Origin of the sequence: Bradyrhizobium sp. SZCCHNRI3052 (assembly GCF_032484895.1) — a bacterium.
Taxonomy (GTDB): domain Bacteria; phylum Pseudomonadota; class Alphaproteobacteria; order Rhizobiales; family Xanthobacteraceae; genus Bradyrhizobium.
The window spans coordinates 1-23,744 of sequence record NZ_JAUETW010000016.1; the positions used below are offsets into that span (position 1 = coordinate 1).

A 23,744-nucleotide genomic window follows, 5' to 3' on the forward strand; every position below is an offset into this window, starting at 1 on the left:
GCCGCCACCTGCAATCCGCGTCGGGATCTGGCGCTGCGCTATGCCGAGAGCTCCGCGCCAGCTCCCGCCGCTACGACTGGCTTACAGCAGTTCCATAGCAGCGCTGCCTCAGCACGTGCGGTGACACGCTCTTGGCCTTCAAGGACGGGCAACTCTTGTGAGCGGCACGGACATGCTTTCCCAGCAGGGACTGCACGCTGTCGGCACTGAGCCGACCCCCGCGCACGTTCGGGAACAACGCTGGTGCTCCTTTCCGCAACGGTTCCTTGAGCCATGCCTGGAGCGCAGACCGAGCGAGTGTGGTCAGCGGAGTGGTCCGCTCCTTCCGCCCTTTACCGCATCGTACGTGTGCGCCAGACCCGAGGTGGACAGCATCCCGGTCAAGGCCAGTCAGCTCTGACAGGCGCAAGCCTGTCTGAGCCGCGACCAGCAGCAAGGTGGGATCGCGGCGGCCAAGCCACGTCGTTCGATCGGGCGCTGCGAGAACCGCCTCGATCTCGGGCCGCGTCACGAAGTGCACAGCGCACCTGTCGCTTGTCGTGGCGTTTGCTCGGTATGGCGAGCACGCGTTGGATCAGCGCACCGTGTGCCGGCTCCTCGAAGGACACGAACCTGAAGAAGGATCGGATGGCGGTCAGACGCAGGTTACGCGTATTCGCCCTGACGCCGCGCTTTACCTCGAGATCGGTGAGGAACGCGCCGATGAACGTTGCGTCCAAGTCGGTGAGCGTCAAGGCCGATGGGGGCTTCCGCAGCTGCGCCTGTGCGAACAAGAACAACAGCCGGAACGTGTCCCTGTAGGAGGCGATCGTGTTGGCGCTCACATTGCGCTGGCGCATGAGACGCTCGGTGAAGAAGCGCTCAATCAACGTGGTGACATTGCAGGTGGGCTTCATGCCGTCACTTCCCACCGCCGATCGAGACGCCGCGCCGCTTCTTCCATCAACTCTGGGCAGGCCGAGAGATACCAGTAGGTGTCACGCACGCAGGCGTGGCCAAGGTAAGTGGAGAGCACAGGGAGTTGCTGCTCGACGTTCTTGCCTTCGCGATACCAGTCGAGCAGCGTCCGGATGGCGAAGCGATGACGGAAGTCGTGCACGCGTGGTCCGGTACGATCACCTGGGCGCCGCAGCCCGATCTCTCGGGACAATCGCCAGAAGACGCGATGAACGTACTGGTGCAGCAAGCGGCCTCCCCGTTCGGCAACGAAGAACGTCGAGCCGCAGCGTGATCCGAGCATCGCGTCGCGCCGGTGGGCGTAGTCGCGCAACGCGGTTCTCGTCGTGGGATGCAATGGCATGAGCCGCGACTTGCCGAACTTGGTCAGCCGGACCGTCAGCACGCCGGCGTCGAGGTCGACGTCATCACGCTCCAGGCCGATCGCCTCGGATATACGCATGCCCGTCACCGCGATCAGCCCGAACAGGGTATGGTAGGTCCATCGTCGCAGCCCGCCCGCTGGCGGCAGAGCCAGCGCTGCCGTCAGCAACGCATCGAGCTCCGCGTCGCTGTAGACGTAGGGCTTGGCGCGCTTCCATCGGGGCAGCATGCCGACAGGCGGTACCTCCGTTCTCGGATCGAAGTTGGCGACATGGCGCGCGAACCCGCGCACGTCGATCAATCGCAGCGCCCAGGATGCATGACGATAGGGCGGCAGCGTTGCCCATTCCATTGCCAGCTTCGTCGTGATGATCCTGGCTTTGCGCTTCGCCATGAAGGCGACGAAGTCGGCGAGCCGACGGGTCTGGTGCTCGTACTTGTAGCCAACCCCCTTGCGCATGCTCAGGTACTTATCGAGTGCGGCGCGCAGATTGGTCATTGCACGCCTCACGGCCAGGGCAGGCTCAATGTTCTCAGCGCATCGATGTCGACCTTCGCGTAAATCCGGGTGGTGTCGTGGTTCTCGTGCCGCAGCAACTGTCCGATCTCCGACAAGGTCGCGCCAGATCGGAGAAGCTCGGTAGCGAGACTGTGTCGGAAGATATGGGCGCCGCGGTGGGCGCAACCTTCGATTCCAACGCGATCGAGAGCGGCCTTGGCGATCATGGTGATCGCGCATCCGGAAGCAAAACCGACGTGTGGCGCGAGTGTGCGGACGAACAGCCGTCGGCACGACGACTTTGGGCGGCCATTGCGCAGATATGCAACGATAGCCGCGCCAACGTCTGGCGGTATCGGCATCCGTGCACGCTGTCGGCCCTTGGCGCGAGCGAGTATCTCCCTGGCGCGCCAGTCGATATCGTCGAGGTGAGCGTCGCGACCTCGTCGGCTCGCAGGCCGAGCTTGGCCAGCAACAACAGAATGGCGTAGTCGCGCCTTCCCATCACCGTCTCTCGGTCGCTACCGTCGAGAGCCTTCCGCACCTGAGCGGCAGGTAGATAGGTCGGCAGAGTTGCAAGCTTCCACCTGCGTATCGATGGAACGCAATCCGCCAACGGGCGCGAGTTCAGCCCCCGATGGTGGAGATAACGGAGAAAGGCACGCAACGACCAGCACATCGCCTTGCCTGTTGCCGGGGTCCAATCCCGGGCGTGGCGCTCAACGTAGTGGATCACGTCCTCTTGGCTGATCTTGCTCAGGGCGCCGCCGGAGCACACCTCGTGCAGGAACCTGCGGATGACTGGGAGATGGCGGACGATGGACTTCGGGGCCAAGCCGCGCTCTGATCGCAGGTAGGCATCGAACTCCTTGAAGATCCGTTCGTGCGGAGTGAGAGGCGGTAGCACCAACGGCGAGATCGCGCCTTCCTCGCGCAGCACCGACAGCCATCGCTTGAGCGCGGCCCGGTCGCCGGGTTGGATAGACTGCCTCCCGCCTCGATGTCGGAGGTACCGCTCAACGACCTGTTCATCAAGATCGACCAGCTTGTAGCGACGGCCGGCGATCCAACTCAGGAGCCCGCTAACCACGTTGAGGCAACGCCACGCGCCATGCCGAACGAGCCTCTCTTCGACGAGACGAGCGGCGTAGCGCTCGACGAACTGTCGTGTGGCCCGCCTCTGAGACGCCGGTACAGCCGGCTTCTGCCCATGTACTCTTCAACTTCTATCGTCCTGTTCTCCGCTGTTGAAAGCGGAGGCACAGAACGAACTATGCCGAACCAACCAAACGACGGTCAGCGAGAAATCTGGGGAAAACGGCCCGACTCGGCATAGTTCGGCGGGCGGCATAAACCGCCCTATGCCGCCCTCGGCATAGGGCGGTCTGGATCAGCATGTAGATGGCGGCAGCGCGGCAGCCGCCTTCGTCGGAGCCGGCGAAGGTCCAATTCTTGCGGCCGAGGGCCACGGCGCGCAGCTCGCGCTCGACCACATTGTTGGTCATGCACAGCCGGCCATCGTCGATGAAGCGCGTGAACAAAATGCACAAGATTGCCAACAAAGGTGCTCTGGAACCAGCAATCCGGCGCGGCCGAAGACTGCGCAGTAAGCTCCTCGTCGGCGTGCGGGCATGCCGAGGGGATCGCTGGTTTTCGCTGCCGCCGCAATGGTCTTATTGTCACCGGCGAAGTGTCTGAGATGCCGTGGCGCCGAACGTGGCCGGTAACACGCAGGCATTTTCTCGCGTACATCTACCCCCTCGCCGACGGCGTCGGCTTGCCGTATACGGCGCCCTGACAGCCTAAGACCGTGAGCCGAATGCCCCCGCCCCGCTCCGCTTCGCCGCGCCGCCTGCTCTACGTGGCCAACGAGGATTACGCCTTCCTGATGCATCGCCTGCCGATGGCGCGCGCGGCGCGCGAGGCCGGCTACGAGGTGCATGTCGCGACCAACGTCAATGCCGGCGCCGCCGCGATCGCCGCCGAGCGGTTCGTGCTGCATCCGATCCCGTTCCAACGCGGCGGGCTGTCGCCGTCATCAGCCCTGCCCACGATCCGCGCGATCCGCGCCGTCGAGGCTGCGATCAACCCCGACGTGGTGCATCATTCCGGATTGCAGTCGAGCGTGCTCGGCTCGCTCGCCGCGCTTGGACGCACCACTCCGGTCGTCAACGCCATGACTGGCCTCGGCTATGTGTTCACATCGGCGAGCTGGCGCTCGCGTCTGCTCAAGCAGGGCCTGCTGTGGCTGCTGCCGCAGCTCATGAACCGGACACCGAGCTGCGTGCTGGTCCAGAATCCCGACGATCGCGAGGCGCTTCAAGCCATGGGCGTCCGGGGCGACAAGATCACGCTGATCCCGGGCTCGGGCGTCGACACCGACCGCTTCCAGCCGCTGCCAGAACCGGACGGGCCGATCACCTTCGGCTTCGCAGGACGGCTGCTGACCGACAAGGGCGTCCGCGCCCTGGTCGCTGCGCACCGCGTGCTGCGCCAGCAGGGCCGCGACGACCAGTTGCTGATCGCCGGCTCGCCTGATCCGGCCAATCCTGCCTCGGTCTCGGCCGAGGAGGTCGAGGCCTGGCGGAAGGAGCCCGGCATCACCCTGCTCGGCCAGATCAAGGACATCACCGAGCTCTGGCGCCGCTGCCACGTCGCGGTGCTGCCGTCGCATCGCGAAGGACTTCCGGTCAGCCTGCTGGAGGCCGCCGCCTGCGCCCGGCCGCTGATCTCCACCGATGCACCCGGCTGCCGCGAGATTGCGATCCACGACCAGACCGGACTCGCCGTGCCGGTCGAGGATGCGGCGGCGCTCGCGCAGGCGATGGCGCAGCTGGCGGCGTCGCCCGAGATGCGCGCACGTTATGGCGCGGCGGCCCGTCAACTGGTCGAGGACAAGCTCTCGGCCAGGATCATTGGCCGTTCGGTGGTGGCGCTCTATGATCGCCTCACCTCGGCCGCAGAGGTCCGCGGATGATCGCCGATCCCACCGCAGTCCTTGCCGCCATCGCCGTGCTCGCGGCCGCGATGTGCGCCATCCTGATCGTGCTGTTGCGTCCAGTGCTCCAACGCTACGCGCTGGCGCGGCCGAATGCGCGCTCGTCGCACAAGATCCCGACGCCGCAGGGGGCCGGCATTGCCGTGATCGGCGCCACGATCGTTGTCGGCGGCGCGTTCGCCTCCGTGGCCGGTTTCGCGGCGCTGCTGATGCTGTTCATCGCCGTGCCGATGCTGGCGCTGGTCGGCCTGGTCGACGACATCAGGCCGATCCCGGTGCTGCCGCGCCTGGTCCTGCAGGGATTGGCCGTCGGCCTCATCGTATTCACCGCGCCTGACGATCTCAGACTGTTTCCGATCCCGCTGGCGGCCGAGCGCACGCTGCTGCTGATCGCCGGCCTGTGGTTCGTCAACCTCGTCAACTTCATGGACGGGCTCGATTTGATGACCGTGGCCGAGGCAGTGCCGATCACGGCGGCGCTCGTCCTGTTTGGCCTCTCCGGTGAACTGCCCTGGCCGGCGACCGCCATCGCTGCGGCGCTGGGTGGCGCCATACTCGGCTTTGCGCCCTTCAACCGTCCCGTCGCAAAGGTCTTTCTCGGGGATGTCGGCAGCCTGCCGATCGGGCTGCTGCTCGGCTGGGGCCTGCTCCATCTTGCCTGGCAGGGCGACGTCGCAGCGGCGCTGCTGCTGCCGCTGTATTATCTGATCGACGCCACTTTCACCCTGTTGCGGCGGATGGCACGGCGCGAGCCGTTCTGGGCGGCGCACCGCACGCATTTCTATCAACAGGCCACCGATAACGGCTTTACCGTCTGGCGCGTCGTCAGCGAGGTGTTCATCCTCAATGTCGTGCTTGCGACGCTCGCAGCCATCTCGGTCGCGCAGCGTTCCATGACGGCCGACGCCATCCTGCTCGTCTTCGGTCTCGGCGCCGTCACCTGGGTGCTGAGCCGCTTCTCGCGGCGGCGCCATTGAAGGCTCAGGCCGCGCTCGAGCCGAATTCCGGCACCGCATCCTTCAGCACCGACTTGATGGTCACCGGATCATTGCGCGCGATCGCCTGATCGAGCGCCGCGATCCAGGCCTTCAGCGTCGGCATCGGCGGCTCGTTCGGGTTGGCGGCCATGATGCCGGCGACACCGATCTCGACCGGCGGCTCCTCGCTCGCAAACAGGATCTCGTTGAGGCGCTCGCCGGGCCGGATGCCCGTGAACACGATCTCGACGTCGTAGCCCGGCTGCAGGCCGGACAGGCGAATCATGCGCTCGGCCAGTTCAACGATACGGACCGGCTGGCCCATGTTCAGCACATAGACCGAGACGTCCGGGCGCTGCGGCGCCAGCGCATGCGAGGCCGCGGTGATCACGAGATCGCAGGCCTCGCGGATGGTCATGAAATAGCGCACCATGTCCGGGTGCGTCACCGTGACAGGACCGCCCGCCTCGATCTGCGCCTTGAACTTCGGCACGACGGAGCCGTTCGACGCTAAAACGTTGCCGAAGCGCACCGAGATCAGCCGCATCGGCGGCCGTCCCACCGGCCGGTCGGCGAGCTGGCGATCGAGCGCCTGGCAGTACATCTCGGCGAAGCGCTTGGTGAGGCCGAGCATCGACACCGGCTCGATCGCCTTGTCGGTCGAGATCATCACCATGGCCTCGGCCCCTGAGGCCACCGCGGCATCGGCCACGTTGATCGAGCCGAAGATGTTGGTCTTGACGCCCTCGCTCCAGTCACGCTCGAGGATCGGCACATGCTTCAGGGCGGCGGCATGGAAGACCAGATCCGGCTTGAACTCGCCGATCAGCGCGAACACCCGGTCGCGATCGCGGATGTCGGCGATGCGCCCCTCGACGGCGACGGCAGCCTCGGGATCGGCCGCGAGCGCCTCGGTGATTGCGTAGAGCGCCGGCTCGGAATTCTCCAGAATGAGCAGCCGCGCCGCGCCGAATGCCACGACGCGCTGGCAGATCTCGGCCCCGATCGAGCCGCCGCCGCCGGTGACGACCACCGCCTTGCCACGCACCAGCGCTTCGAGACGTCCGTAATCGATCTTCTCGCTCGGCCGCAGCAGGAGGTCCTCGACCGCGACCGGCGCGAGCCTCGGCGCATCGCCGCTCTCCAGCGACGGCAGGCGGCTCACGATCAGGCGCAACCGGCGCGCCCGCATCAGGAAGGTCTCCGGATGACAGTCCGGATCGAACGCCGTCGGCATCATCAGGGCGCGCGCGATCGGCCGGTCGCGGCGGGCGAAGTCGGCCGCGACATCTTCGACATCGTCGATGCCGCCCAGCACCGGCACGCCGCGGATCAGCTGCCCCCGGTCGGCGGCCGATGGCGAGAGAATGCCGATCGGCCAGATCCGCTTGACCGCGCCGCTCTCGATGCCGCGCAGCACGACCTCGGCGTCGGCAGCACGGCCGATCAGGAGCGCGGGGGCAGCGTCCTCGGACCGAGCGTGCCGTCGCACCCGCGTGTAGCGGAAGTAGCGATAGGCGAAACGCAGCGCGCTCAGCGCAAAGATCTCCAGGAACCAGTAGAGAATGATCGTGAGCTTGCCGAAGAAGAAGGTGCCACGGACGTTCGGCGCAACGATGATATAGTCGAGAACCAGCAGCGCCAGCGTCAGCACGGTCGCGACGCGGACGATGTTCAGCGCGTCCGGCAGCGAGATGAACCGCCACTTCGTCGTCAGAAGGCTCGAGAAGTAGAAGACGACGAAGCTGAAGGCGATGAAGTACGGCAGGATCTGCAAGAGCAGCGGCACCCGCTCCCAGAAGGTACTGGCGCCTTCGAAGCGGATATAGAACGCCGCGAACAGCGCGACGACGCTGACCAGGAGGTCATGCGCGGCGATCAGCATATTCCGGTAGGTCAGTTGAGACGGACGCGTCATGGTTCGAGCGTCCCCTGCCTAGCATCAGGCGGCGTCAGCGATCGCGACACCATTCCGCCGGCCACGCCGACGGCGATCACGTACATCCACCCCTCGTGGAAATCGAAGATGTGGGAATTGAACAGCGAGGTGAAGATGTTCTGCACGACGACGAGCAACCCGATCCAGGGCACCAGCCCGTCGCCGCGGAACAGCAGGAGGTGCACGGCCCACATCGCGTAGAGAATCACGATCCCGAGCGCCCCCCATTGGACCGCCACGTAGAGCGTCTGATTGTGCGGATTGCTGACGACCTGGCTCGAGGAGAGGTCGCGTGACCCGCTCGCGGCCAGCTCGAACAGATGACGCGTCGAGCCCGAGCCGTGTCCGATCAGCGGCGCGTCGGCCAGGAACCGCAACGACTTGCGCCAGAACTCGAGCCGCTCGCCGATCGACGTCACCGCGCGATCGTTCCTGTAGTCCTGATATTGGCTCGTGAACGTCGCCACCTTGCCCTGCAATTGCGGGGACACGGTCCATGCCGCGAGGCCCAGCGCAAGGGCAACGGCCGCGATCAGCAGGTTGGCACGCCATTTCAAGTGGATCAGCCCGAACACCGCAAGTAGGATCGGGATCGTCACCAGCGCGGTACGCGAGACAACGATGAAGATCATGTTGGCGAGGAACGCGATCATGATCGCGGTGAGCAGGCCGGCCGGAAGGAAGCGGCGGGCGCGCAGCAACTGGGCGATCGGATAGGCCAGCGCCACGGCGCAGAGCGAAAACTCCTGGCCCTGGTCGATGTAGTTCTTCACGAAGATGCCGCGATCGGCATTGGCCTTGAGCGCGAGCGCAGGATTGAATGCGACCGCGGTCGACACCACGACCATCAGCACGCAGGAGGCGAGAAACGCGGTGAAGACCCACAGGCCGCGCTCCGACCGTTGGAAATGGTAGAGCAGCGCGGGCAGCACCAGAAGCTTGGCCGCAGGTCCCACCGCGTAGAACCGCGAGCCCCATGCCACGTCCGACCACAGCGTTCCCACGAGTGCCAGCAGGAACAGCGCGATCGGCGCCAGCGAGATCGGCCGCTTCAGGACCTGCAGCAGACGCTCGACATCGAGAAACGGCACCATCGTGATCAGCATGACCACGCCGAGGATCGACACCAGCGAGGTCGACCACGGCAGCGAGGCCGCCAGCAGAATCGCCACGACATCGACCGTCGTCCGCCACGCCGCCGGATCGCGCCAGCGGCGCGCCAGCAGCGCCGGGCCGGGATGACCTGCCAGCGCGCTCATCGCGCCTCGCTCCGGGCGCGATCGACCAGCGCGGTCGTGCTGTGCCCTTTCAGGATGTCGATCAGGATCACCTCGCCGCCGCCGGCCTCGACGACCTCATGCCCCACCACCTGCTCGCGCGTATAGTCGCCGCCCTTGACCAGGACGCTCGGCCGGACCAGCTCGATCAAGCGGAGCGGCGTGTCCTCGGCGAAGATGGCGACGAGGTCCACCGCCTCGAGCGCGGCCAGGACCTCGGCGCGCGCGCGCTCGTCCTGCACGGGCCGGCTTTCGCCCTTCAGCCGCTTGACGGAGGCATCGCTGTTCAGCCCGACCACGAGCCGGTCGCAGGCGGCGCGCGCCGCGGTCAGCACCTTGACGTGGCCGGGATGCAGAATGTCGAAGCAGCCATTGGTAAAGCCCACGCGCAGGCCCTCTCCCCGCCAGACCTCGACGCGGGCGGCGAGCTCGTCATCGCTCTCGATGATCTTCTCCTCAGCGGCACGATAGGCATGCGGCAGGATCTTTCGGCGCAGCTCGGCCGATGTCACGCTGGCGGTGCCGTGCTTGCTGACGGCCACCGCCGCCGCGGCGCTCGCCATCCGCAACGCATCCGCCCAGGCGGCGCCCGCCGCGAGCGTCGCGGCAAGCACGGCAACAACCGTGTCGCCGGCGCCGGAGACGTCGCGCACCTTCACGGGATAGGCCGGCACGTGAATCGGATCGCCCTCGCGCGGGACCAGCGTCATGCCGCGCTCGCTCTGCGTCACCAGGATCGCCTCGCAGTCCGCGAGATAGATCGCGTCCTGCGCGGCCGCGGCGATCTCCTGTTCGGTCTCGGCGCGGCTGCGGGTCGCTTCCGAAAACTCCTTGCGGTTCGGCGTCAGCACGCTCGCGCCGCGATAGATCGCGAGATTCGCGCTCTTGGGATCGACGATGACGCGCTTGCCGGCCTTGCGCGTCGCGTCGATCACGTTGCGCAACACGCGCGCCGTGAGCACGCCCTTGGCGTAGTCCGACAACAGCACGATATCGGCCCGCGCGATCAGCGGCAGGATGGCCTCGATCAGCTTCTGCTCGATCTCGCCGGCCGCCGGTGCGGCGCGCTCCCAGTCGGCGCGGAGCATGTGGGTGGAGAAATGCTCGGAGACGAAGCGCACCTTGCGCGTCGTCGGCCGCGAAGGATCACGGACAAGCACGCTCTCGATGCCGCCCTCCTTGGCGAGCTCGGCCTCCAGCTGGTCGCCGGCCGCATCCTGCCCGACGAGACCGACGAAGATGCAGCTGGCGCCGAGCGCGGCGATGTTGCGCGCGACGTTGCCGGCACCGCCGATATTGGTCTCGCTTCGCTGGACCGCGATGACCGGCGCCGGCGCCTCGGGGGAAATCCGGGACACCTCGCCATAGACGAACTCGTCCAGCATCAGGTCGCCGATGCACAGCACCGTCTGGCGGGCGATCGCTTGCGAGAGATCGTCAAAGTCGAACATCAGCGGCAGTCTCGGTGCAATGGTCGGAACCAGATCGTCTAGCGGAAGCGGTCGGCGGAATCGAGATAGTCCCGGATATAGCCAGCGACCGCATCCTCGAGCGACGTGAAGCCGCCGTTGTAGCCGGCCGCCAACAGCCGGTCGACCTTGCTCTGGGTGAAATACTGGTAGCTGCCGCGAATCGCTTGGGGCATGTCGATGTACTCGATCCGCGGAGTCGCACCGAGCGTAGCATAGGCCGCCAGCATCATGTCCTTGAAGCTGCGCGCCTGGCCCGTGCCGACGTTGAACAGGCCCGAGACGGAGGGAGAGGCCAACAGCCACAGCATCACGCGGACGACGTCGTCGACATGGATGAAGTCGCGGCGCTGGTCGCCATCGGCGATGCCTTCGCGGTGCGACTTGAACAGTTGCAGGGTGTGTCCGGCCCTGATGTCGTCGAAGCGGCGGGTCAGCACGCTCATCATCGATCCCTTGTGGTACTCGTTGGGACCGAACACGTTGAAGAACTTCAACCCGGCATATTGCGGCGGCAGCCTCTCGCCGCGCTCGGCGCGCGCAGCCACCGCCATGTCGAACAGATGCTTGCTCCAGCCATAGAGATTCATCGGCCGCAACGTCTTCAGCGCCGCCAGCGACGGCTCATCGACGAAGCCCTGCGTGCCGTCGCCATAGGTCGCCGCCGACGAGGCGTAGATGAACGGCGTGGTGTTGGCCGTACACCAGTCGAGCAGGCGCAAGGAACTGCGGAAGTTGCGCTCCATCACGAGATCGCCGTCGACCACCGTGGTCGCGGAGATCGCGCCCATGTGCAGGACGGCCTCGAGCCGGCGACCCTTCAGCCAGGCGTCCAGATCGGAAGGCGGCACGACGTCGGCCAGCTGCCGCTTGGCCAGGTTGCGCCACTTGCCCTCGCTGCCGAGCGTGTCACAAACCACGACATCGGTCCGACCGGCGTCGTTCAGCGCCGCGACCAGATTCGATCCGATAAACCCGGCGCCGCCGGTCACCAGCAACATTCCGCAACCCGTCCTGATCCCGAAAACCCCGGCCCTCGCGTAGCGCATGCGGCGGCAAAGTGTAAGCGCTTTGGTGACGGCCCGCTCGGCCCACTTTACCTGCGGCGGCCGAGCGGCTACCAGCGCGCCTGAGCTAGGCAGACAAAGAATGAATTCGAATTCGGCCAAGGTCGAGGTGGACGCGGCGGACACCAGCCCGATCCTGATCATCCCCTATATGTGGATCGGCGATTTCGTGCGCGGCCACACCGTGGTGCGGGTGCTCAAGGAGCGCTGGCCGAATCGGCCGGTCGACCTGCTGGTGACGTCGCTGTGCGCGCCGCTGGTCGATTACATGCCCGGGGTCCGCTCCGGCATCGTCTGGGACCTGCCGCGCAGCCGGCTGGCGCTCGGCCGACAATGGCAGCTCGCCGCGATGTTGCGCGAACGTCGCTATCGGACCGCCCTGGTGATGCCGCGGACCTGGAAATCGGCGCTGGCACCGGCGCTGGCCGGCATCCCCGAGCGGGTGGGCTTCGTCGGCGAGGTCCGCTTCGGCCTGCTCAACCGCTGGCGCTGGGGCGAGAAGGCGCTGCCCCGCTTCATCGACAAGAATGCCGCGCTGGCGCTGCCCGACGGGGCGCCGCTGCCGCCGGAATGGCCGGTCCCGCAGCTGCGGGTGCCGCCGGAGGACGTCGCGCGCTGGCGCGAGGCCAATGGCCTGGGGACCCGCCCGGCCGTGGCGCTGGCACCGGGATCGGTCGGTGCCGCCAAGCGCTGGCCCTATTACGGCGAGGCGGCCCGGCTGCTGCGCGGGGCCGGCCTCGACGTCTGGGTGGTCGGCGGCCCCGGCGAGAAGGCGCTCGCCGCCGAGATCGTCGCCGCTGGCGGCCCGGACGTCCGCGACCTCACCGGAACCGACCTGCGCAACGGCATCCTGGCCATGGCGGCCGCCAGCGTCGCCATCTCCAATGATTCGGGGCTCATGCACATCGCCGCGGCGCTGGGGACGCCGACCATGGGCATCTTCGGTCCGACCAGCCCATACCATTGGGCGCCGCTGAACGGCCTCGCGGCGACGGTCCAGACCAGGACACAGGTCCCCTGCCAGCCCTGCCACCGGCCGGTCTGCCGGATGAACGACCACCGCTGCATGCGCGACATTCCGGCGACCGATGTCGCCGCCATCGCCCAGCAGGTCCTTGCCGACGCGGCAATACCGGTCGCGCCCTAGCTTGCGAAGCGACACCGCGCCCCGTACACCGGCCCTGACGTAACCTGAGCCGCCACGTGACCCGCGCCCTCGACCCGATCGCCAGCCATCTCGCCCGCTCCCGCGCCGCCATGGAGCGCGCGGCCAACGATGCCGCGATGCTCGCCAGTGCCGGGCGGATCGCAACGAAAATCATCTCTGCGCTGCGCGGCGGCCACAAGCTGCTGATCGTCGGCAATGGCGGCAGCGCGGCGGACGCGCAGCACATCGCCGCCGAGATCGTCGGCCGCTACAGGCAGGAGCGGCCCGCCTATGCCGCGATCGCGCTGACCACCGACACCTCGGCGCTGACCGCGATCGGCAACGATTACGGCTTCGATCACGTCTTCGCCCGCCAGGTCGAAGGGCTCGGTACACCTGGCGACGTGCTGCTGGCGATCTCGACCTCCGGCCGATCGCCGAGCATCCTCAACGCGCTGCGCAAGGCGCGCGAGCGCGGACTGGTCACGGTCGGCTTCACCGGCGCCAAGGGCCTCGCGATGGGCGAATTGTGCGACGAGATGCTGGTGGCGCCGAGCGACGACACGCCGCTGATCCAGCAGATCCATCTCGCGACGGCGCATGGCATCTGCGAGATGATCGAAGCGGCGCTGATGCAGGACGAGGGCTAGATGACGACCGCTCAGCTCAAGCCGGCGGCGTTTCTCGACCGCGACGGCGTCATCAATCACGACGACAACTACATCGGCTCACCGGAGCGCATCCGCTGGATGCCGAACGTGGCGCAGGCGATCCGGCGGCTCAATGACTCCGGCTATCACGTCTTCCTGTTCACCAACCAGTCCGGCGTGGCGCGCGGGCTGTTCTCGGAGGATGACGTCACGGACCTGCACGACTGGATGCGGGCCGAGCTCGCGGCGCAGGGGGCTGTCATCGACGACGTCCGCTACTGCCCCTACCACACCGAAGGCTCCGTCGAGCGCTATCTGCGCGAGCATCCCTGGCGCAAGCCGGCGCCCGGCATGATCCTCGACCTGATGCAGCACTGGCCCATCAGGCGCGAGGGCAGCTTCGTGATCGGCGACCGCGCCTCGGACATCGCGGCGGCCGAAGCCGCCGGCCTGCCCGGCTTCCTGTTCGCCGGCGGCGATCTCGATGCGTTCGTCGCCGACATCATCGCTCAGACCAGTCGCCGATAGACGGCGGCGATCTTGTCGGCCTCGGCCTCGAGGCTGAACCTCTCCACCACGCGCTGCCGCGCCCGCTCGCCCATCGCCCACGCCGCATCCGGATCGCGCATCAACGGTTCGAGCGCAGCGACCAGCGCATCGACGTCGCCGGGCGGGACCAGCACGCCTGTGACGCCATTCTCGACCACGATCTCCGCCGCGCCGGCGCGCGCCGCGACCAGCGCCGCTCCTGCCGCCATCGCCTCGATCAGCGTGAGACCAAAGCCTTCGTTGCGCGAGGTGAAGGCGTAGATCGTCAGGCGCTGGTACCAGCGCTGCACGTCGGCGATGTCAAGCTCGCCGGTGATGACGATGCGCTGCTCCAGGCCCGCGGCGGCGATCTGCTTCTTCAGCTCGCTCGCGAACGGCATCTGCTCCGGCGTCACGGCGCCGACCAGCACCGCGGAAAACTCCGGAAAACGCGGCAGCAGCCGGCACATGGCGGCGACGAACACGTCGCTGCCCTTCTGCGCGCGGACGCGGCCGAAGCAGCCGATGGCATATTTGCCCGGCAGTCCGCTCTCGGCGAAGGCCGCGGCGCGATCCGCCGGCGGGGAATACACGTCGGTGTCGACGCCATGCGTCACCACCGTCGCTTCGCGCTTCAGATAGGACGCCGAGATGTCGCTGGTCGCGATGATCGCATCCATGCGGCGGATCAGCCAGCGCGTGGTCCAGCTGTGATGGCGCTGCGCGGCCGAGGTGAACACCAGCTTCAACGGCCAGCCGAGCGCCCGCATGATCACGCCGACGATCATCTCGTCGTTGCGGCGGGCATGCCAGATCAGCGGCCGCCGCCGGCCCCACAATTTGAACAGATCGCTCGCGCGCATCCGCGCGATCCCTTCGGGCGCGTAGGAGCCGAGCCACGCCGCGCGCACCAGCCTCGCCAGCTTCGGCGCCACCATCCGGTTGGTCGCGGTCACGCCGGAATAGCGCCGGTGCAGGTTGGGCACGATCACGTCGAGATCTGCGGCGGAAAACGGCTCGGCTTGCACACTCAACTCCAATTGCAGCGGTTCCCTATACGCAACATTAAGCATCGCCGCCAGTTCGCTATGCACGCAACAGGTCCTTCATTTCGCGGGCGTTAGTCTGCAGCAAAACAAACAGGGATCGCGTCAAACAATGACCGTGCTCGTGACCGGCGGCGCCGGCTATATCGGCAGCCACATGGTGCTCGCGCTGGCGGAAGCCGGCGAAAGCGTCGTGGTGATCGACAACCTTTCGAGCGGCTTTTCCGCCTTCGTGCCCGACGGCGTGCCGCTGTTCATCGGCGATGCCGGCGATGAAAACCTCGTCGACGGCGTCATCAGCCAGCACGGCGTCGACAGCATCATCCATCTGGCGGGCTCGGTCGTGGTGCCGGAATCGGTGCGCGATCCGCTGCTCTACTACCGCAACAACACCATGACCACGCGCAGCCTGTTGAACGCGGCAGTCGCGCGCGGCGTCAGCCGCTTCGTGTTCTCCTCGACCGCGGCCGTCTACGGCAATCCGGACGAGGTGCCGGTGCCCGAGAGCGCGCCGACCCGTCCGACCTCGCCCTACGGCACCTCGAAGCTGATGGCCGAAATCATACTGCACGACGTGGCCTCGGCACATGACCTCAACTACGCGGTGCTGCGCTACTTCAACGTCGCCGGCGCCGATCCGTTCGGACGAGCCGGGCTTGCCACCGTCGGCGCGACGCACCTGATGAAGATCGCGATGGAGGTCGCCACCGGCCAGCGCGCCAAGATCGACGTCTACGGCACGGATTATCCGACCCCCGACGGCACCTGCATCCGCGATTTCATCCATGTCTGCGATCTCGCCCAGGTGCACCGCTCCGCGCTGGCCTATCTGCGCGCCGGCGGCAGCTCGGTCACGCTGAATTGTGGGTACGGCCGCGGCTATTCCGTGCTCGAGACCATCGAGGCCGTCCGGCGCGTCTCCGGCCGCGCCATTCCCGTCCAATACGCACCGCGGCGCCCCGGCGACATCATGAGCATGGTCGCCGACACCAGCCGTCTGAAGGCGCTGCTCGACTGGACGCCGATCTATGACAATCTGGAAACGATCGCCGCCCATGCGCTGGCCTGGGAGGAGAAACTGTTCCTGGAACGCCACAGCGGCGCGCTGCAGCGGGCCTCGGCCTAGAATCAACGACTTAAGCGGGATGCGGGGGGCTTGAAAAAGCCGCCCCGAGCGGGCAAGCACTGCTGTCCGCCCGGCGATTTGTCCCGGCGGCCAGGGACCAGAATGGCCGAATTTCCGAAGAAGATCACCGACGATCCCTATGGCGCCGCGATCCTGATCCGCCGCCTCGTGATGGAACAGGGCATCCTCTACTGGCGTCGCTATCTCACCGCCTTCGCGCTGATGGCGGTGGCCGCCGGAGCGAGCGCCGCGGCGACCTACGTTCTCGGCCAGGTCATCAACAAGGCCTATGTCGAGAAGAGCATCCCCGGCATCGTCCTGCTCTCCGGCGTCACGGTGCTGCTGCTGTTCGTCAAGGGCGTGACCACCTACGGCTATGCCGTCATCCTGTCGAAGATCTCCAACGCCATCCTCGCCAACAATCAGCGGCAGCTGTTCGCCAAGCTGATGAACGAGAGCGTCGGCTTCTTCTCCGAGCGCCATTCTTCCGAGTTCCTGGCGCGGCTCACTTCCGGGGCCAAGTCGATCACCGACATCCTCAACATGCTGATCAACGCCATCGGGCGCGATCTCGTGACCCTGATCGCCATGATCGGCGTGATGGTCATGCAGGATCCCTGGATGTCGCTGCTCGGCCTGCTCGTGGTGCCGCCGGCGATGCTGGTGCTGCGCAAGCTCGTCAAGCGCATCAAGGGCCTCGCCTACAACCAGTTCACCGGCACCGCCGACATCCTCGAGACGATGCAGGAATCGCTGCAGGGCATCCGCACCGTCAAGGCGTTCACGCTCGAGGACACGATGCGCGCGCGCATCGACGAGAACATCGCCGTCGTCGAGCGCAACGCCAACAAGATGGCCCGCGTCTCCAACCGCTCCAACCCGCTGATGGAGATGCTCGGCGGCTTCGCCGTCGCCGGCTGCCTGATGTATGCCGGCTACTCGGTGGTCGCGCTCAACGCCACGCCGGGCCAGTTCTTCTCGTTCATGATCGCCTTCCTGATGGCGACCGAGCCGGCGAAGCGGCTGGCGCGGCTCAACATCGACCTCAACAGCCAGCTCGTCGGCGCCCGTATGCTGCTGGAGGTGGTCGACAGTCCGGCCAGCGAGCGGCCCGACGACGACAAGCCGGCGCTGAAGCTCAGCGACGCCAAGATCGAGCTGCGCGACGTCTCCTTCGCCTATCGCGACAACGATCCGGTGCTCCGGCGCATGAGCTTCGTGGCCGAGCCCGGCAAGGTCACCGCGCTGGTCGGCCCGTCCGGCGGCGGCAAGTCGACGGTGCTGGCGCTGCTGCTGCGGTTTTACGAGGCGACCGAGGGCGACATCCTGATCGACGGCCAGTCGATCGCGCAGGTGTCGCGCCGCAGCTTGCGCGAGCAGGCCGCCTATGTCGGCCAGGACGTCTACCTGTTCCGCGATAGCATCCGCGCCAACATCGCCTTCGGCAAGCCTGATGCCACCGAGGCCGAGATCATCGAGGCGGCGAAGGCGGCTTGCGCGCACGACTTCATCATGAGCTTCCCGCTCGGCTACGACACGCCGGTCGGCGAGCACGGAACCCAGCTCTCCGGCGGCCAGCGCCAGCGCATCGCGGTCGCCCGCGCGCTGATCCGCAACGCGCCGATCATCCTGCTCGATGAGGCCACCGCGGCGCTGGATTCCGAATCCGAGCGCCAGGTGCAGGAGGCGATCGAGCATCTCTGCCAGAACCGCACCACCATCGTCATCGCGCATCGCCTGCACACCATCATGAACGCCGACGCCATTCTGGTGGTCGAGGCCGGCGAGATCGTCGAGCGCGGCCGGCATGACGATCTGTTGCGCCGTGGCGGCCGCTATGCTTCGTTCTTCCGCCTGCAACAGCGCGACATGGGGCCGAACGTCATCCCCATGACCGCGACGTCCTGATCCTCCCATTTCACCGCATCGAGACATTTCATGAGCGCCTCCACCGTCATCCCGGCCTTCCCGCAGCCTTCTCTTCCTGTCGTCGGCGAAGCCGGTGTCTTCCCGGTCCGCCGCATCTGGTGCGTCGGCCGCAACTATCTCGAGCACATCCGCGAGATGGGCAATGACGAGCGCGACCCGCCGTTCTTCTTTGCGAAGCACGCCGACATGCTGGCGCCCGAGGGCGCCGTAATCCCCTACCCGCCGCTGACCACGGACATGCATCACGAGGTCGAGCTGGTGGTCGCGCTGAAGAGCGGCGGCCTCAACATTCCGACCGACAAGGCGCTCGACCACGTCTACGGCTACGCCGTCGGCATCGACCTCACCCGCCGCGACCTGCAGCTCGCCTCCCGCAAGATGCAGCGCCCCTGGGAGGTCGGCAAGTCGTTCGACCATTCCGCGCCCTGCTCCGCGATCCAGCCCGCGTCCAAGATCGGCCACCCGTCGAAGGGCAAGATCTGGCTGTCGGTCAACGGCACCGAGCGGCAGACCGGCGACCTCTCCGAGCTGATCTGGAACGTGCCGGAGATCATCTGGAAGCTCTCCCAGCAGGTCGAACTCGCCGCCGGCGACATCATCATGACCGGCACGCCCGCCGGCGTCGCCGCGATCGTCCCCGGCGACAAGATCGAATGCGGCGTCGATGGCGTGGGCACGCTGAAGGTGTCGATCGGGCCGGCGGCGGCGTAAGCCGACGCGCCCACGGTCCTCGCAACACTTTCAAAAAGCCGCGCTCTGCGCGGCTTTTTTCGGTCTGGCGCCCGATCGCAGCCAAGCACCGGGATCACCCTCCCCTGGAGGGGGAGGGTCGCCTCACGGAGAGCGAAGCGACACGTGAGGCGGGGTGGGGTGATCTCTCCACTCGCACCGGCGCCCGCGGAGAGATCACCCCACCCCGCTCGCCCGCTTCGCGCGCGATCGACCCTCCCCCTCCAGGGGAGGGTGAGCACCGCGCTCGCGGCATCGTCTGATCCACAATCTCAAACAGCATGCAGGGCTGAGTCAGGCATAAGGCTCCGTCAGAGATGAGCATCCGCGCTCTCGCGGCGCATTCCGCGCCCGAGCTATGCCCTTAACTCCCGCCCTCTCCAAGTGGAGGGCGCAGGGAAGGCCGGGCGCTGGCCGCGCCCGTGGCCCGCCTGCAGAAAAAAAGCAGGCGGCAGTCACCACAGGTCTGGCCGAACACACCCGGCCTTCCCCGCGCGATGGCTTTAACAGGCTATAGCGCGCTCTTCCTGGTGCACCGGGCTTTCTGGCCACCATCCGCTGCGCAAAGCGAAGCTTTGTCGCAACGTTGACACTGGCTTCGGAGTGTCAGAACCACACGCCTTCACCGTCCGCGAGGCAAACGTTCGTCCGTGCTCATCACACGCCGCCACCCCGCGTCCACCGCTCCCCGCTGCCAACGTCCGTGACGACCGCGAACCGTCCCCTACCGTGCAACGGGATGGGCGGGACAATAATGCTGATTTGGGTCCAATTAAAGTCAATTATCTTTTTCCGAAGATATTGACATTTTTCCGAATTAGCGAATGTCCGGCCTAACGACCGCCAACCGCTGTGGCTGATCACCCGCCGGATGGGAGCCGACGGGTGATCTGGTGACTGATCAGAAACAAGTCGCGGTGAATTCAGCACTGCCCGACGTTGGGGACACAAACGCCGGCGCATGTGTTCAAAAATGGAATACATGCTCCGACGCAGCACTTGCCCGGACCGCAACAATCGGACTGCACGACACGGCCGTCTTGTCTCACTTGATCCCAGTTGGCACCCCGCTCGGCCGGCTTCGCTTGTACTGGCATTCTCATGGCATTCCCTCGCTCTTGTCAGCCCGTCCCGGGACGACGAGCCGGGATCGACACCTCGCGGTCGTACCGAGAGGACGTACTCCCGCAGTACAATCTTGAAAGCTACGCACGACGACAGATCCTCTCGCTCGAGACCGCCAGGCCCTCAAGCGCCGAGCCGGACCGCCCAATTCCGCACCGGACCGACGGTCACGGGCAGCACCTCGCTGACATCCACGGTGTAGCGATAGACACGGCCCGCGCGACGCTCGTTTTCGGGGTCGAACATCTGCAGCTTGACGTCCCAGCAATCGGAGTCCGGGCGGCAAATTGGGCTCTTGACCACCTCGATGGAGTCGAGCGCGTAGTTGCGCGCCGTCGCCTCGGCGAAGACCTGGCGCGCCTGGTAGGCGTTGGTCGCCGCGAAGTTCATGGCGCGCTCCTGGGGCGTAACGCCGAGATTGCGAAGCTCGTAATAGACCCGGTTGAGGAAGTCCAAGATGGCCGCGTCTTCCGGCGGCGACGGCGGGTTCAGCAAGAACGACTTCGTCGCTTCCAGCAACTCATGCGGACGCCATCTGAACATGCCGCGTGGATCGGCGAACACGATCGGCACGCTCATGCCGTTCATCAGGCGCGTCGAGCCTCCGATAAATCCGGGCAGAGATACCCTCTGCAAGCGGCCGTGATCGCCGATCGATGCCTCGATCGCGTCGAGCATGTCCTTGTAGGTGTCGGCTGCGAACGGCCCTGACGGCACAATCGCATAGAGCGGAATCTGGTCTTGCAACAGTATGAAGGTGAGGCCGGTCGCAAACCGCGGTTGAGCGCGCAAAAAGCCGATCAACTCGTGGGGATTCGCCGCGCGAGCAGGATCACCTCCCAGTTGCTGGACGATCGCATCGTAGCGCGCCTCGGTACCGAAATCGAACCATAGCGAACCAAGCGCATAAACGATCTGCGGCGGGCGCCCGCCACCGCACGAACAAGCCGATTGGCTGACGCCGGTATCTCCGTCACCGCTCTTGTTGAGCGCCGATGTCACAGAAGGCGACTTGGCCTGCGGCCTGATGGCCTGTTCGTCATCCTGCTCCTTGGCCTTGGTTTGACAAGCGCAGGCCGATGCTTCCAGTCCGGAACGCTCGAACGACAATGTTTCACTTGGCGCAATATCAGATTGCAGCATTTCAGGCCTCCCCATCGACGGTGATGCATGGTCAGGACGGACGAGCTCTTGACGAACTTCTGTTTTTAACGCGCTGTTTGCGGGCGGCTTCCGGGAGCTTCCGATCTGATGAAGCAACTTCAGCGCCCCTGCCGGATCCAGGGACCCGGCCAGATAGCGATCGCATGCGCCTTCTTTCGCCAATTCGCAACGCTTCGCGCTATCAATCAAAATCGTGCGGATATCGAAAGCATCGATCGCGTACCCTGCCGAACGGGCCAACGAGAGCAGCAGCGCCGCCACCCCGGAGACGACGGCGGCAGCGTAGCTCGTTCCGCTGGCCCGGCCAAAGCGATTGCCGGTCAAGGCGACCGGAATGTCCTTGCCCGGCGCGAGGAGTCCGTTCAGCCGATAGGGACGCCCCCAGTTGCTCGTCTCCAGCGGAGAGCCATCGTGAGCAACGGCGCCTACGGCAAGAACACAGTCTGACGCGGCAGGAATGTGGATGCAGTCGCAGCCATCGTTTCCCGCAGCTGCGACGACGAGCACCCGCCGCTCCACGCAGTTCTTCAAGACCTGCTGAAGATGAGCCTCCGCTTCCGTGCTGAAGCTTCGCTGCCCGGCGCTGACGTTGATGATGGACGCGCCTCTTTCAATCCCAAACGCGAGAGCTCGGGCCAGATCGAGCTGCGATGCAGGTCTGGTGCGGGCGTCGTTCGTTTCACCGAAGAAGATGGGGAGCACCAACCCGGAGCATCCCGGAGCAATTCCGCGCAGTTCTGGGGTTTGGCCAAAGATGATGCTGCAGATCCCAGTCCCATGGCTATCGGGCGCTCCGGCCGAGCCGGGTATCATCGCATCCAGACACTCGATGTTCGCGCGTTGCAAGGAAGGATGCGAGAGATCGGGCATTCCATCGACGACGCCGATGAGAACGTCCGGGATACCTGGATAGACATTCTTCAGGCCGTCGCGGACGCCAGCGAGCGGATCACCAATATTGCCCAGCGCATGAAGCATGGCACCAGAACTCTATTGATTGAAAAATTCAAAAAATATCTCTTAAGGTTGCATCATATCGAGAACGAAACTCATGTCAACAGACCCTATCCACAAAAATGAGCCAAATGCACTGCACAATCAGTGCCGATGCAGATGAAGGATGATGAGAGCATCGCTCGCGATCGTGCAGACTTGTTTGATATGCGCGTCCGAGCGGAGCTGTTGATCGCTGACGTTGCGACCGATGACGTCGCGGACCGCTGCAAAGTGATTTCCCGCGGTTGAACGCCGGGTTGATCTTCCGTCGCGTTGCCGCTCCAAGCGGCCCAGCTGCATATGGCGGATTAGCCGAAGGCGTAATCCGCCGTCCCTCCGCGGAGAAGAAGCGGCGGATTACGCTCCGCCAATCCGCCCTACTCCGTCCATCACCGAAACGCCGACACCACGATGGCGCCGACGATCGCCACCGTCAGCGTGTACTTCGCCGCGTAGTACACCGTCCTGTTCCACGCCTTCACCTTGCGCGTGGCCAAGTGAAACTCGTACAGCTTGCCGAACACCTTGTTCAGAACGCCCACGTGCTCGCCGTCGACGTTCTGGGTCGCCGAGGCCTTGACGATGTGGTGGCTGACCCAGCGGTTGATGGCGGCGATGAAGCCGAGCTTCATCGGGCGCTCGACGTCGCAGAACAGGATGATGCGGTTGACGTCCGTGGCGTTCTCGGCGCTGTGGATGAAGGTCTCGTCGAACATGAAGGCCTCGCCGTCGCGCCAAACGCAGGGCACGCCGTCGACCAGGATGCGGCACTTGTCGGAGTTCGGGGTGACGAGCCCCAGATGATAGCGCAGCGAGCCGGCGAAGGGATCGCGGTGGGCGCCGAGCTTGCCGCCGGGCGGCAGCATCGCGAACATCGCGCCGTGCACGTTCGGGATGGAGTTCAGCAGCTCGACCGTCTTCGGACACAGCGTGCGCGCCGACGGCAGGAAGTCGTCGTACCATTTCAGATAGAAGCGCTTCCAGCCGCTCTTGAAGAACGAGTAGAAGCCCCAGTCGTTGTTGGCGGCGGCGGCGCGGATGAAGCCCTCGTCGAACAGCCGTACCGCCTCCTCGCGGATGGTCTGCCAGTTATCGGTGAGCTTCTTCAACTCGGGAAACTGCTCCACCGGGATCACCGGCGTGTTGGGCACAGCCGAGCCGGCATACATCAGCACATTGTAGGGGGCGAGATAGGTGGAGTGGTCGCCGAGCTGGCGGGCGAAGCGCAGCCGCTGCTTGCCGCGGAAGTGGACGTAGAGGGTGGCCCCGATCAGGATGTAGAGGCCGATGAGCTGTGGCGCGAAGAGCTGTCTGAGCATGTCCGGGACCCATGATCCGGCCGCTCAGAGCGTGTTGCGCAGATGTGTCGCCTTCTGGGCGAGATCGAAGGGGTGCTCTGATGCCGGCCAAGGGCCTCAATTTAGCCGCAAGCGCGACCGGCCGCATCCCTTCGCACGAGGGTTGTGAACGGGAATCGGGGTTGAAAGTTCTGCGGCGTGACCCGGCTGCAACAGCCGCCAGCCCCGGCTCGCGATCACGCTAGACCCGCGTCAGCTCCTGCAGGCCCTTGAAGGTCAGCCGCTTGGGGTCGCGGATGCCGGCGAGATAGATGCGCCGGACGAAGGCGGCGACCGCGTCGCGGTCGCAGCCGGTCAGGACAACGATGGCATCCACCGCGGTCTTCTGGGCCTCCATGGGACTGGTCCTCCTGGCAATGCACCCGGCACGCGCAGGCTGTCACGATGCCGATTAACATCG

General features: G+C 65.9%; 20 protein-coding genes and 2 pseudogenes. 8 read left to right on the top strand and 14 right to left on the bottom strand.

Annotated elements, in window-relative coordinates; all coding sequences use genetic code 11:
* Window positions 1–70: 70 nt before the first annotated feature.
* The 6 genes and pseudogenes from QW887_RS30365 to QW887_RS30390 form a co-directional block, all read right to left on the bottom strand.
* Window positions 71–496, bottom strand: a complete 426-nt coding sequence (locus QW887_RS30365) for a tyrosine-type recombinase/integrase (protein WP_316195829.1) — start codon at window positions 494–496, stop codon at window positions 71–73.
* On the bottom strand, window positions 381–896 hold the full coding sequence (locus tag QW887_RS30370; protein ID WP_316166177.1) for a site-specific integrase: 516 nt from the start codon (window positions 894–896) through the stop codon (window positions 381–383). Before QW887_RS30370 ends, QW887_RS30365 begins: the two co-directional genes overlap by 116 nt.
* The gene (locus QW887_RS30375) at window positions 893–1,819 is read right to left on the bottom strand and encodes a tyrosine-type recombinase/integrase (protein WP_316166176.1); all 927 of its coding nucleotides are present in this window, start codon (window positions 1,817–1,819) and stop codon (window positions 893–895) included. Before QW887_RS30375 ends, QW887_RS30370 begins: the two co-directional genes overlap by 4 nt.
* A gap of 8 nt (window positions 1,820–1,827) precedes the next feature.
* Window positions 1,828–2,238: a tyrosine-type recombinase/integrase gene (locus QW887_RS30380; protein WP_316174364.1), complete on the bottom strand. Its 411-nt coding sequence runs from the start codon at window positions 2,236–2,238 to the stop codon at window positions 1,828–1,830.
* Window positions 2,239–2,510: 272 nt separating this feature from the next.
* A pseudogene (locus QW887_RS30385) lies at window positions 2,511–2,909 on the bottom strand (integrase); the annotation flags it as partial.
* Between the two features lie 289 nt (window positions 2,910–3,198).
* Window positions 3,199–3,357, bottom strand: a pseudogene (locus tag QW887_RS30390) (transposase); the annotation flags it as partial.
* Between the two features lie 281 nt (window positions 3,358–3,638).
* Here QW887_RS30390 and QW887_RS30395 point away from each other — a divergent pair.
* Both QW887_RS30395 and QW887_RS30400 read left to right on the top strand, forming a co-directional pair.
* Window positions 3,639–4,796: a glycosyltransferase family 4 protein gene (locus QW887_RS30395; RefSeq protein ID WP_316174041.1), complete on the top strand. Its 1,158-nt coding sequence runs from the start codon at window positions 3,639–3,641 to the stop codon at window positions 4,794–4,796.
* Entirely contained in the window at window positions 4,793–5,794 is a 1,002-nt protein-coding gene (locus QW887_RS30400; RefSeq protein WP_316174043.1) for a glycosyl transferase, read from the top strand. Before QW887_RS30395 ends, QW887_RS30400 begins: the two co-directional genes overlap by 4 nt.
* A gap of 4 nt (window positions 5,795–5,798) precedes the next feature.
* Here the strand turns inward: QW887_RS30400 and QW887_RS30405 are convergent, their stop codons facing one another.
* From QW887_RS30405 to rfaD, 4 genes are read right to left on the bottom strand one after another with little or no spacing between them, the layout of a single operon-like run.
* Entirely contained in the window at window positions 5,799–7,712 is a 1,914-nt protein-coding gene (locus QW887_RS30405; protein ID WP_316174045.1) for a nucleoside-diphosphate sugar epimerase/dehydratase, read from the bottom strand.
* A complete protein-coding gene (locus tag QW887_RS30410) occupies window positions 7,709–8,992 on the bottom strand; it encodes an O-antigen ligase family protein (RefSeq protein ID WP_316174047.1) in 1,284 nt (427 codons plus the stop codon). The genes QW887_RS30405 and QW887_RS30410 overlap by 4 nt, the downstream gene beginning before the upstream one ends.
* Entirely contained in the window at window positions 8,989–10,461 is a 1,473-nt protein-coding gene (rfaE1, locus tag QW887_RS30415; protein ID WP_316174049.1) for a D-glycero-beta-D-manno-heptose-7-phosphate kinase, read from the bottom strand. Before rfaE1 ends, QW887_RS30410 begins: the two co-directional genes overlap by 4 nt.
* Window positions 10,462–10,499: 38 nt before the next feature.
* Entirely contained in the window at window positions 10,500–11,480 is a 981-nt protein-coding gene (gene rfaD, locus QW887_RS30420; protein WP_316174051.1) for an ADP-glyceromanno-heptose 6-epimerase, read from the bottom strand.
* 148 nt (window positions 11,481–11,628) lie between these two features.
* On the opposite strand from rfaD, the gene waaF reads away from it, so the two are divergent.
* The 3 genes from waaF to QW887_RS30435 are packed head-to-tail and all read left to right on the top strand — an operon-like array spanning window position 11,629 to window position 13,871.
* Window positions 11,629–12,693: a lipopolysaccharide heptosyltransferase II gene (gene waaF, locus QW887_RS30425; protein WP_316183833.1), complete on the top strand. Its 1,065-nt coding sequence runs from the start codon at window positions 11,629–11,631 to the stop codon at window positions 12,691–12,693.
* Window positions 12,694–12,749: 56 nt separating this feature from the next.
* Window positions 12,750–13,343 (top strand): D-sedoheptulose 7-phosphate isomerase, encoded by a 594-nt coding sequence (locus QW887_RS30430; RefSeq protein WP_316183834.1) that lies wholly within the window; start codon window positions 12,750–12,752, stop codon window positions 13,341–13,343.
* Window positions 13,344–13,871: an HAD family hydrolase gene (locus tag QW887_RS30435; protein WP_316183835.1), complete on the top strand. Its 528-nt coding sequence runs from the start codon at window positions 13,344–13,346 to the stop codon at window positions 13,869–13,871.
* Here the strand turns inward: QW887_RS30435 and QW887_RS30440 are convergent.
* Window positions 13,853–14,899 carry a glycosyltransferase family 4 protein gene (locus tag QW887_RS30440; RefSeq protein WP_316195742.1) on the bottom strand — a complete coding sequence of 349 codons (1,047 nt, stop codon included), beginning with the start codon at window positions 14,897–14,899 and terminating at the stop codon, window positions 13,853–13,855. The genes QW887_RS30435 and QW887_RS30440 overlap by 19 nt on opposite strands.
* Before the next feature lie 130 nt (window positions 14,900–15,029).
* Between QW887_RS30440 and galE the strand changes: the two genes are divergently transcribed.
* The 3 genes from galE (at window position 15,030) to QW887_RS30455 (ending at window position 18,683) form a co-directional block, all read left to right on the top strand.
* Entirely contained in the window at window positions 15,030–16,043 is a 1,014-nt protein-coding gene (galE, locus tag QW887_RS30445) for a UDP-glucose 4-epimerase GalE (RefSeq protein ID WP_316174059.1), read from the top strand.
* Window positions 16,044–16,145: 102 nt separating this feature from the next.
* A complete protein-coding gene (locus tag QW887_RS30450) occupies window positions 16,146–17,951 on the top strand; it encodes an ABC transporter ATP-binding protein (protein WP_316174060.1) in 1,806 nt (601 codons plus the stop codon).
* Window positions 17,952–17,981: 30 nt separating this feature from the next.
* Complete coding sequence (locus QW887_RS30455) at window positions 17,982–18,683, top strand: fumarylacetoacetate hydrolase family protein (RefSeq protein ID WP_316195745.1); 702 nt, start codon at window positions 17,982–17,984, stop codon at window positions 18,681–18,683.
* A 1,266-nt stretch (window positions 18,684–19,949) separates the two neighbouring features.
* Here the strand turns inward: QW887_RS30455 and QW887_RS30460 are convergent.
* The 3 genes from QW887_RS30460 to QW887_RS30470 all read right to left on the bottom strand — a co-directional run bounded on the left by QW887_RS30460 (window position 19,950) and on the right by QW887_RS30470 (window position 23,681).
* Window positions 19,950–21,968, bottom strand: a complete 2,019-nt coding sequence (locus QW887_RS30460; protein ID WP_316195747.1) for a PatA/PatG family cyanobactin maturation protease — start codon at window positions 21,966–21,968, stop codon at window positions 19,950–19,952.
* A 407-nt stretch (window positions 21,969–22,375) separates the two neighbouring features.
* Window positions 22,376–23,305, bottom strand: coding sequence for an aspartyl/asparaginyl beta-hydroxylase domain-containing protein (locus QW887_RS30465; RefSeq protein WP_316195749.1), 930 nt, complete (start codon window positions 23,303–23,305; stop codon window positions 22,376–22,378).
* 220 nt (window positions 23,306–23,525) lie between these two features.
* Window positions 23,526–23,681 (bottom strand): hypothetical protein, encoded by a 156-nt coding sequence (locus QW887_RS30470; protein ID WP_316195751.1) that lies wholly within the window; start codon window positions 23,679–23,681, stop codon window positions 23,526–23,528.
* Window positions 23,682–23,744: the final 63 nt, after the last annotated feature.

Excerpts from the sequence above, each read along its gene's own strand:
- QW887_RS30410 (WP_316174047.1), bottom strand. The coding sequence starts at position 8,992 with ATGAGCGCGCTGGCAGGTCATCCCGGCCCGGCGCTGCTGGCGCGCCGC.
- QW887_RS30450 (WP_316174060.1), top strand. The coding sequence starts at position 16,146 with ATGGCCGAATTTCCGAAGAAGATCACCGACGATCCCTATGGCGCCGCG.
- QW887_RS30435 (WP_316183835.1), top strand. The coding sequence starts at position 13,344 with ATGACGACCGCTCAGCTCAAGCCGGCGGCGTTTCTCGACCGCGACGGC.
- QW887_RS30460 (WP_316195747.1), bottom strand. The coding sequence starts at position 21,968 with ATGCTTCATGCGCTGGGCAATATTGGTGATCCGCTCGCTGGCGTCCGC.
- QW887_RS30465 (WP_316195749.1), bottom strand. The coding sequence starts at position 23,305 with ATGCTCAGACAGCTCTTCGCGCCACAGCTCATCGGCCTCTACATCCTG.
- galE (WP_316174059.1), top strand. The coding sequence starts at position 15,030 with ATGACCGTGCTCGTGACCGGCGGCGCCGGCTATATCGGCAGCCACATG.
- QW887_RS30375 (WP_316166176.1), bottom strand. The coding sequence starts at position 1,819 with ATGACCAATCTGCGCGCCGCACTCGATAAGTACCTGAGCATGCGCAAG.
- rfaD (WP_316174051.1), bottom strand. The coding sequence starts at position 11,480 with ATGTTGCTGGTGACCGGCGGCGCCGGGTTTATCGGATCGAATCTGGTC.
- rfaE1 (WP_316174049.1), bottom strand. The coding sequence starts at position 10,461 with ATGTTCGACTTTGACGATCTCTCGCAAGCGATCGCCCGCCAGACGGTG.
- QW887_RS30370 (WP_316166177.1), bottom strand. The coding sequence starts at position 896 with ATGAAGCCCACCTGCAATGTCACCACGTTGATTGAGCGCTTCTTCACC.
- QW887_RS30400 (WP_316174043.1), top strand. The coding sequence starts at position 4,793 with ATGATCGCCGATCCCACCGCAGTCCTTGCCGCCATCGCCGTGCTCGCG.
- QW887_RS30455 (WP_316195745.1), top strand. The coding sequence starts at position 17,982 with ATGAGCGCCTCCACCGTCATCCCGGCCTTCCCGCAGCCTTCTCTTCCT.
- waaF (WP_316183833.1), top strand. The coding sequence starts at position 11,629 with ATGAATTCGAATTCGGCCAAGGTCGAGGTGGACGCGGCGGACACCAGC.
- QW887_RS30395 (WP_316174041.1), top strand. The coding sequence starts at position 3,639 with ATGCCCCCGCCCCGCTCCGCTTCGCCGCGCCGCCTGCTCTACGTGGCC.
- QW887_RS30405 (WP_316174045.1), bottom strand. The coding sequence starts at position 7,712 with ATGACGCGTCCGTCTCAACTGACCTACCGGAATATGCTGATCGCCGCG.
- QW887_RS30470 (WP_316195751.1), bottom strand. The coding sequence starts at position 23,681 with ATGGAGGCCCAGAAGACCGCGGTGGATGCCATCGTTGTCCTGACCGGC.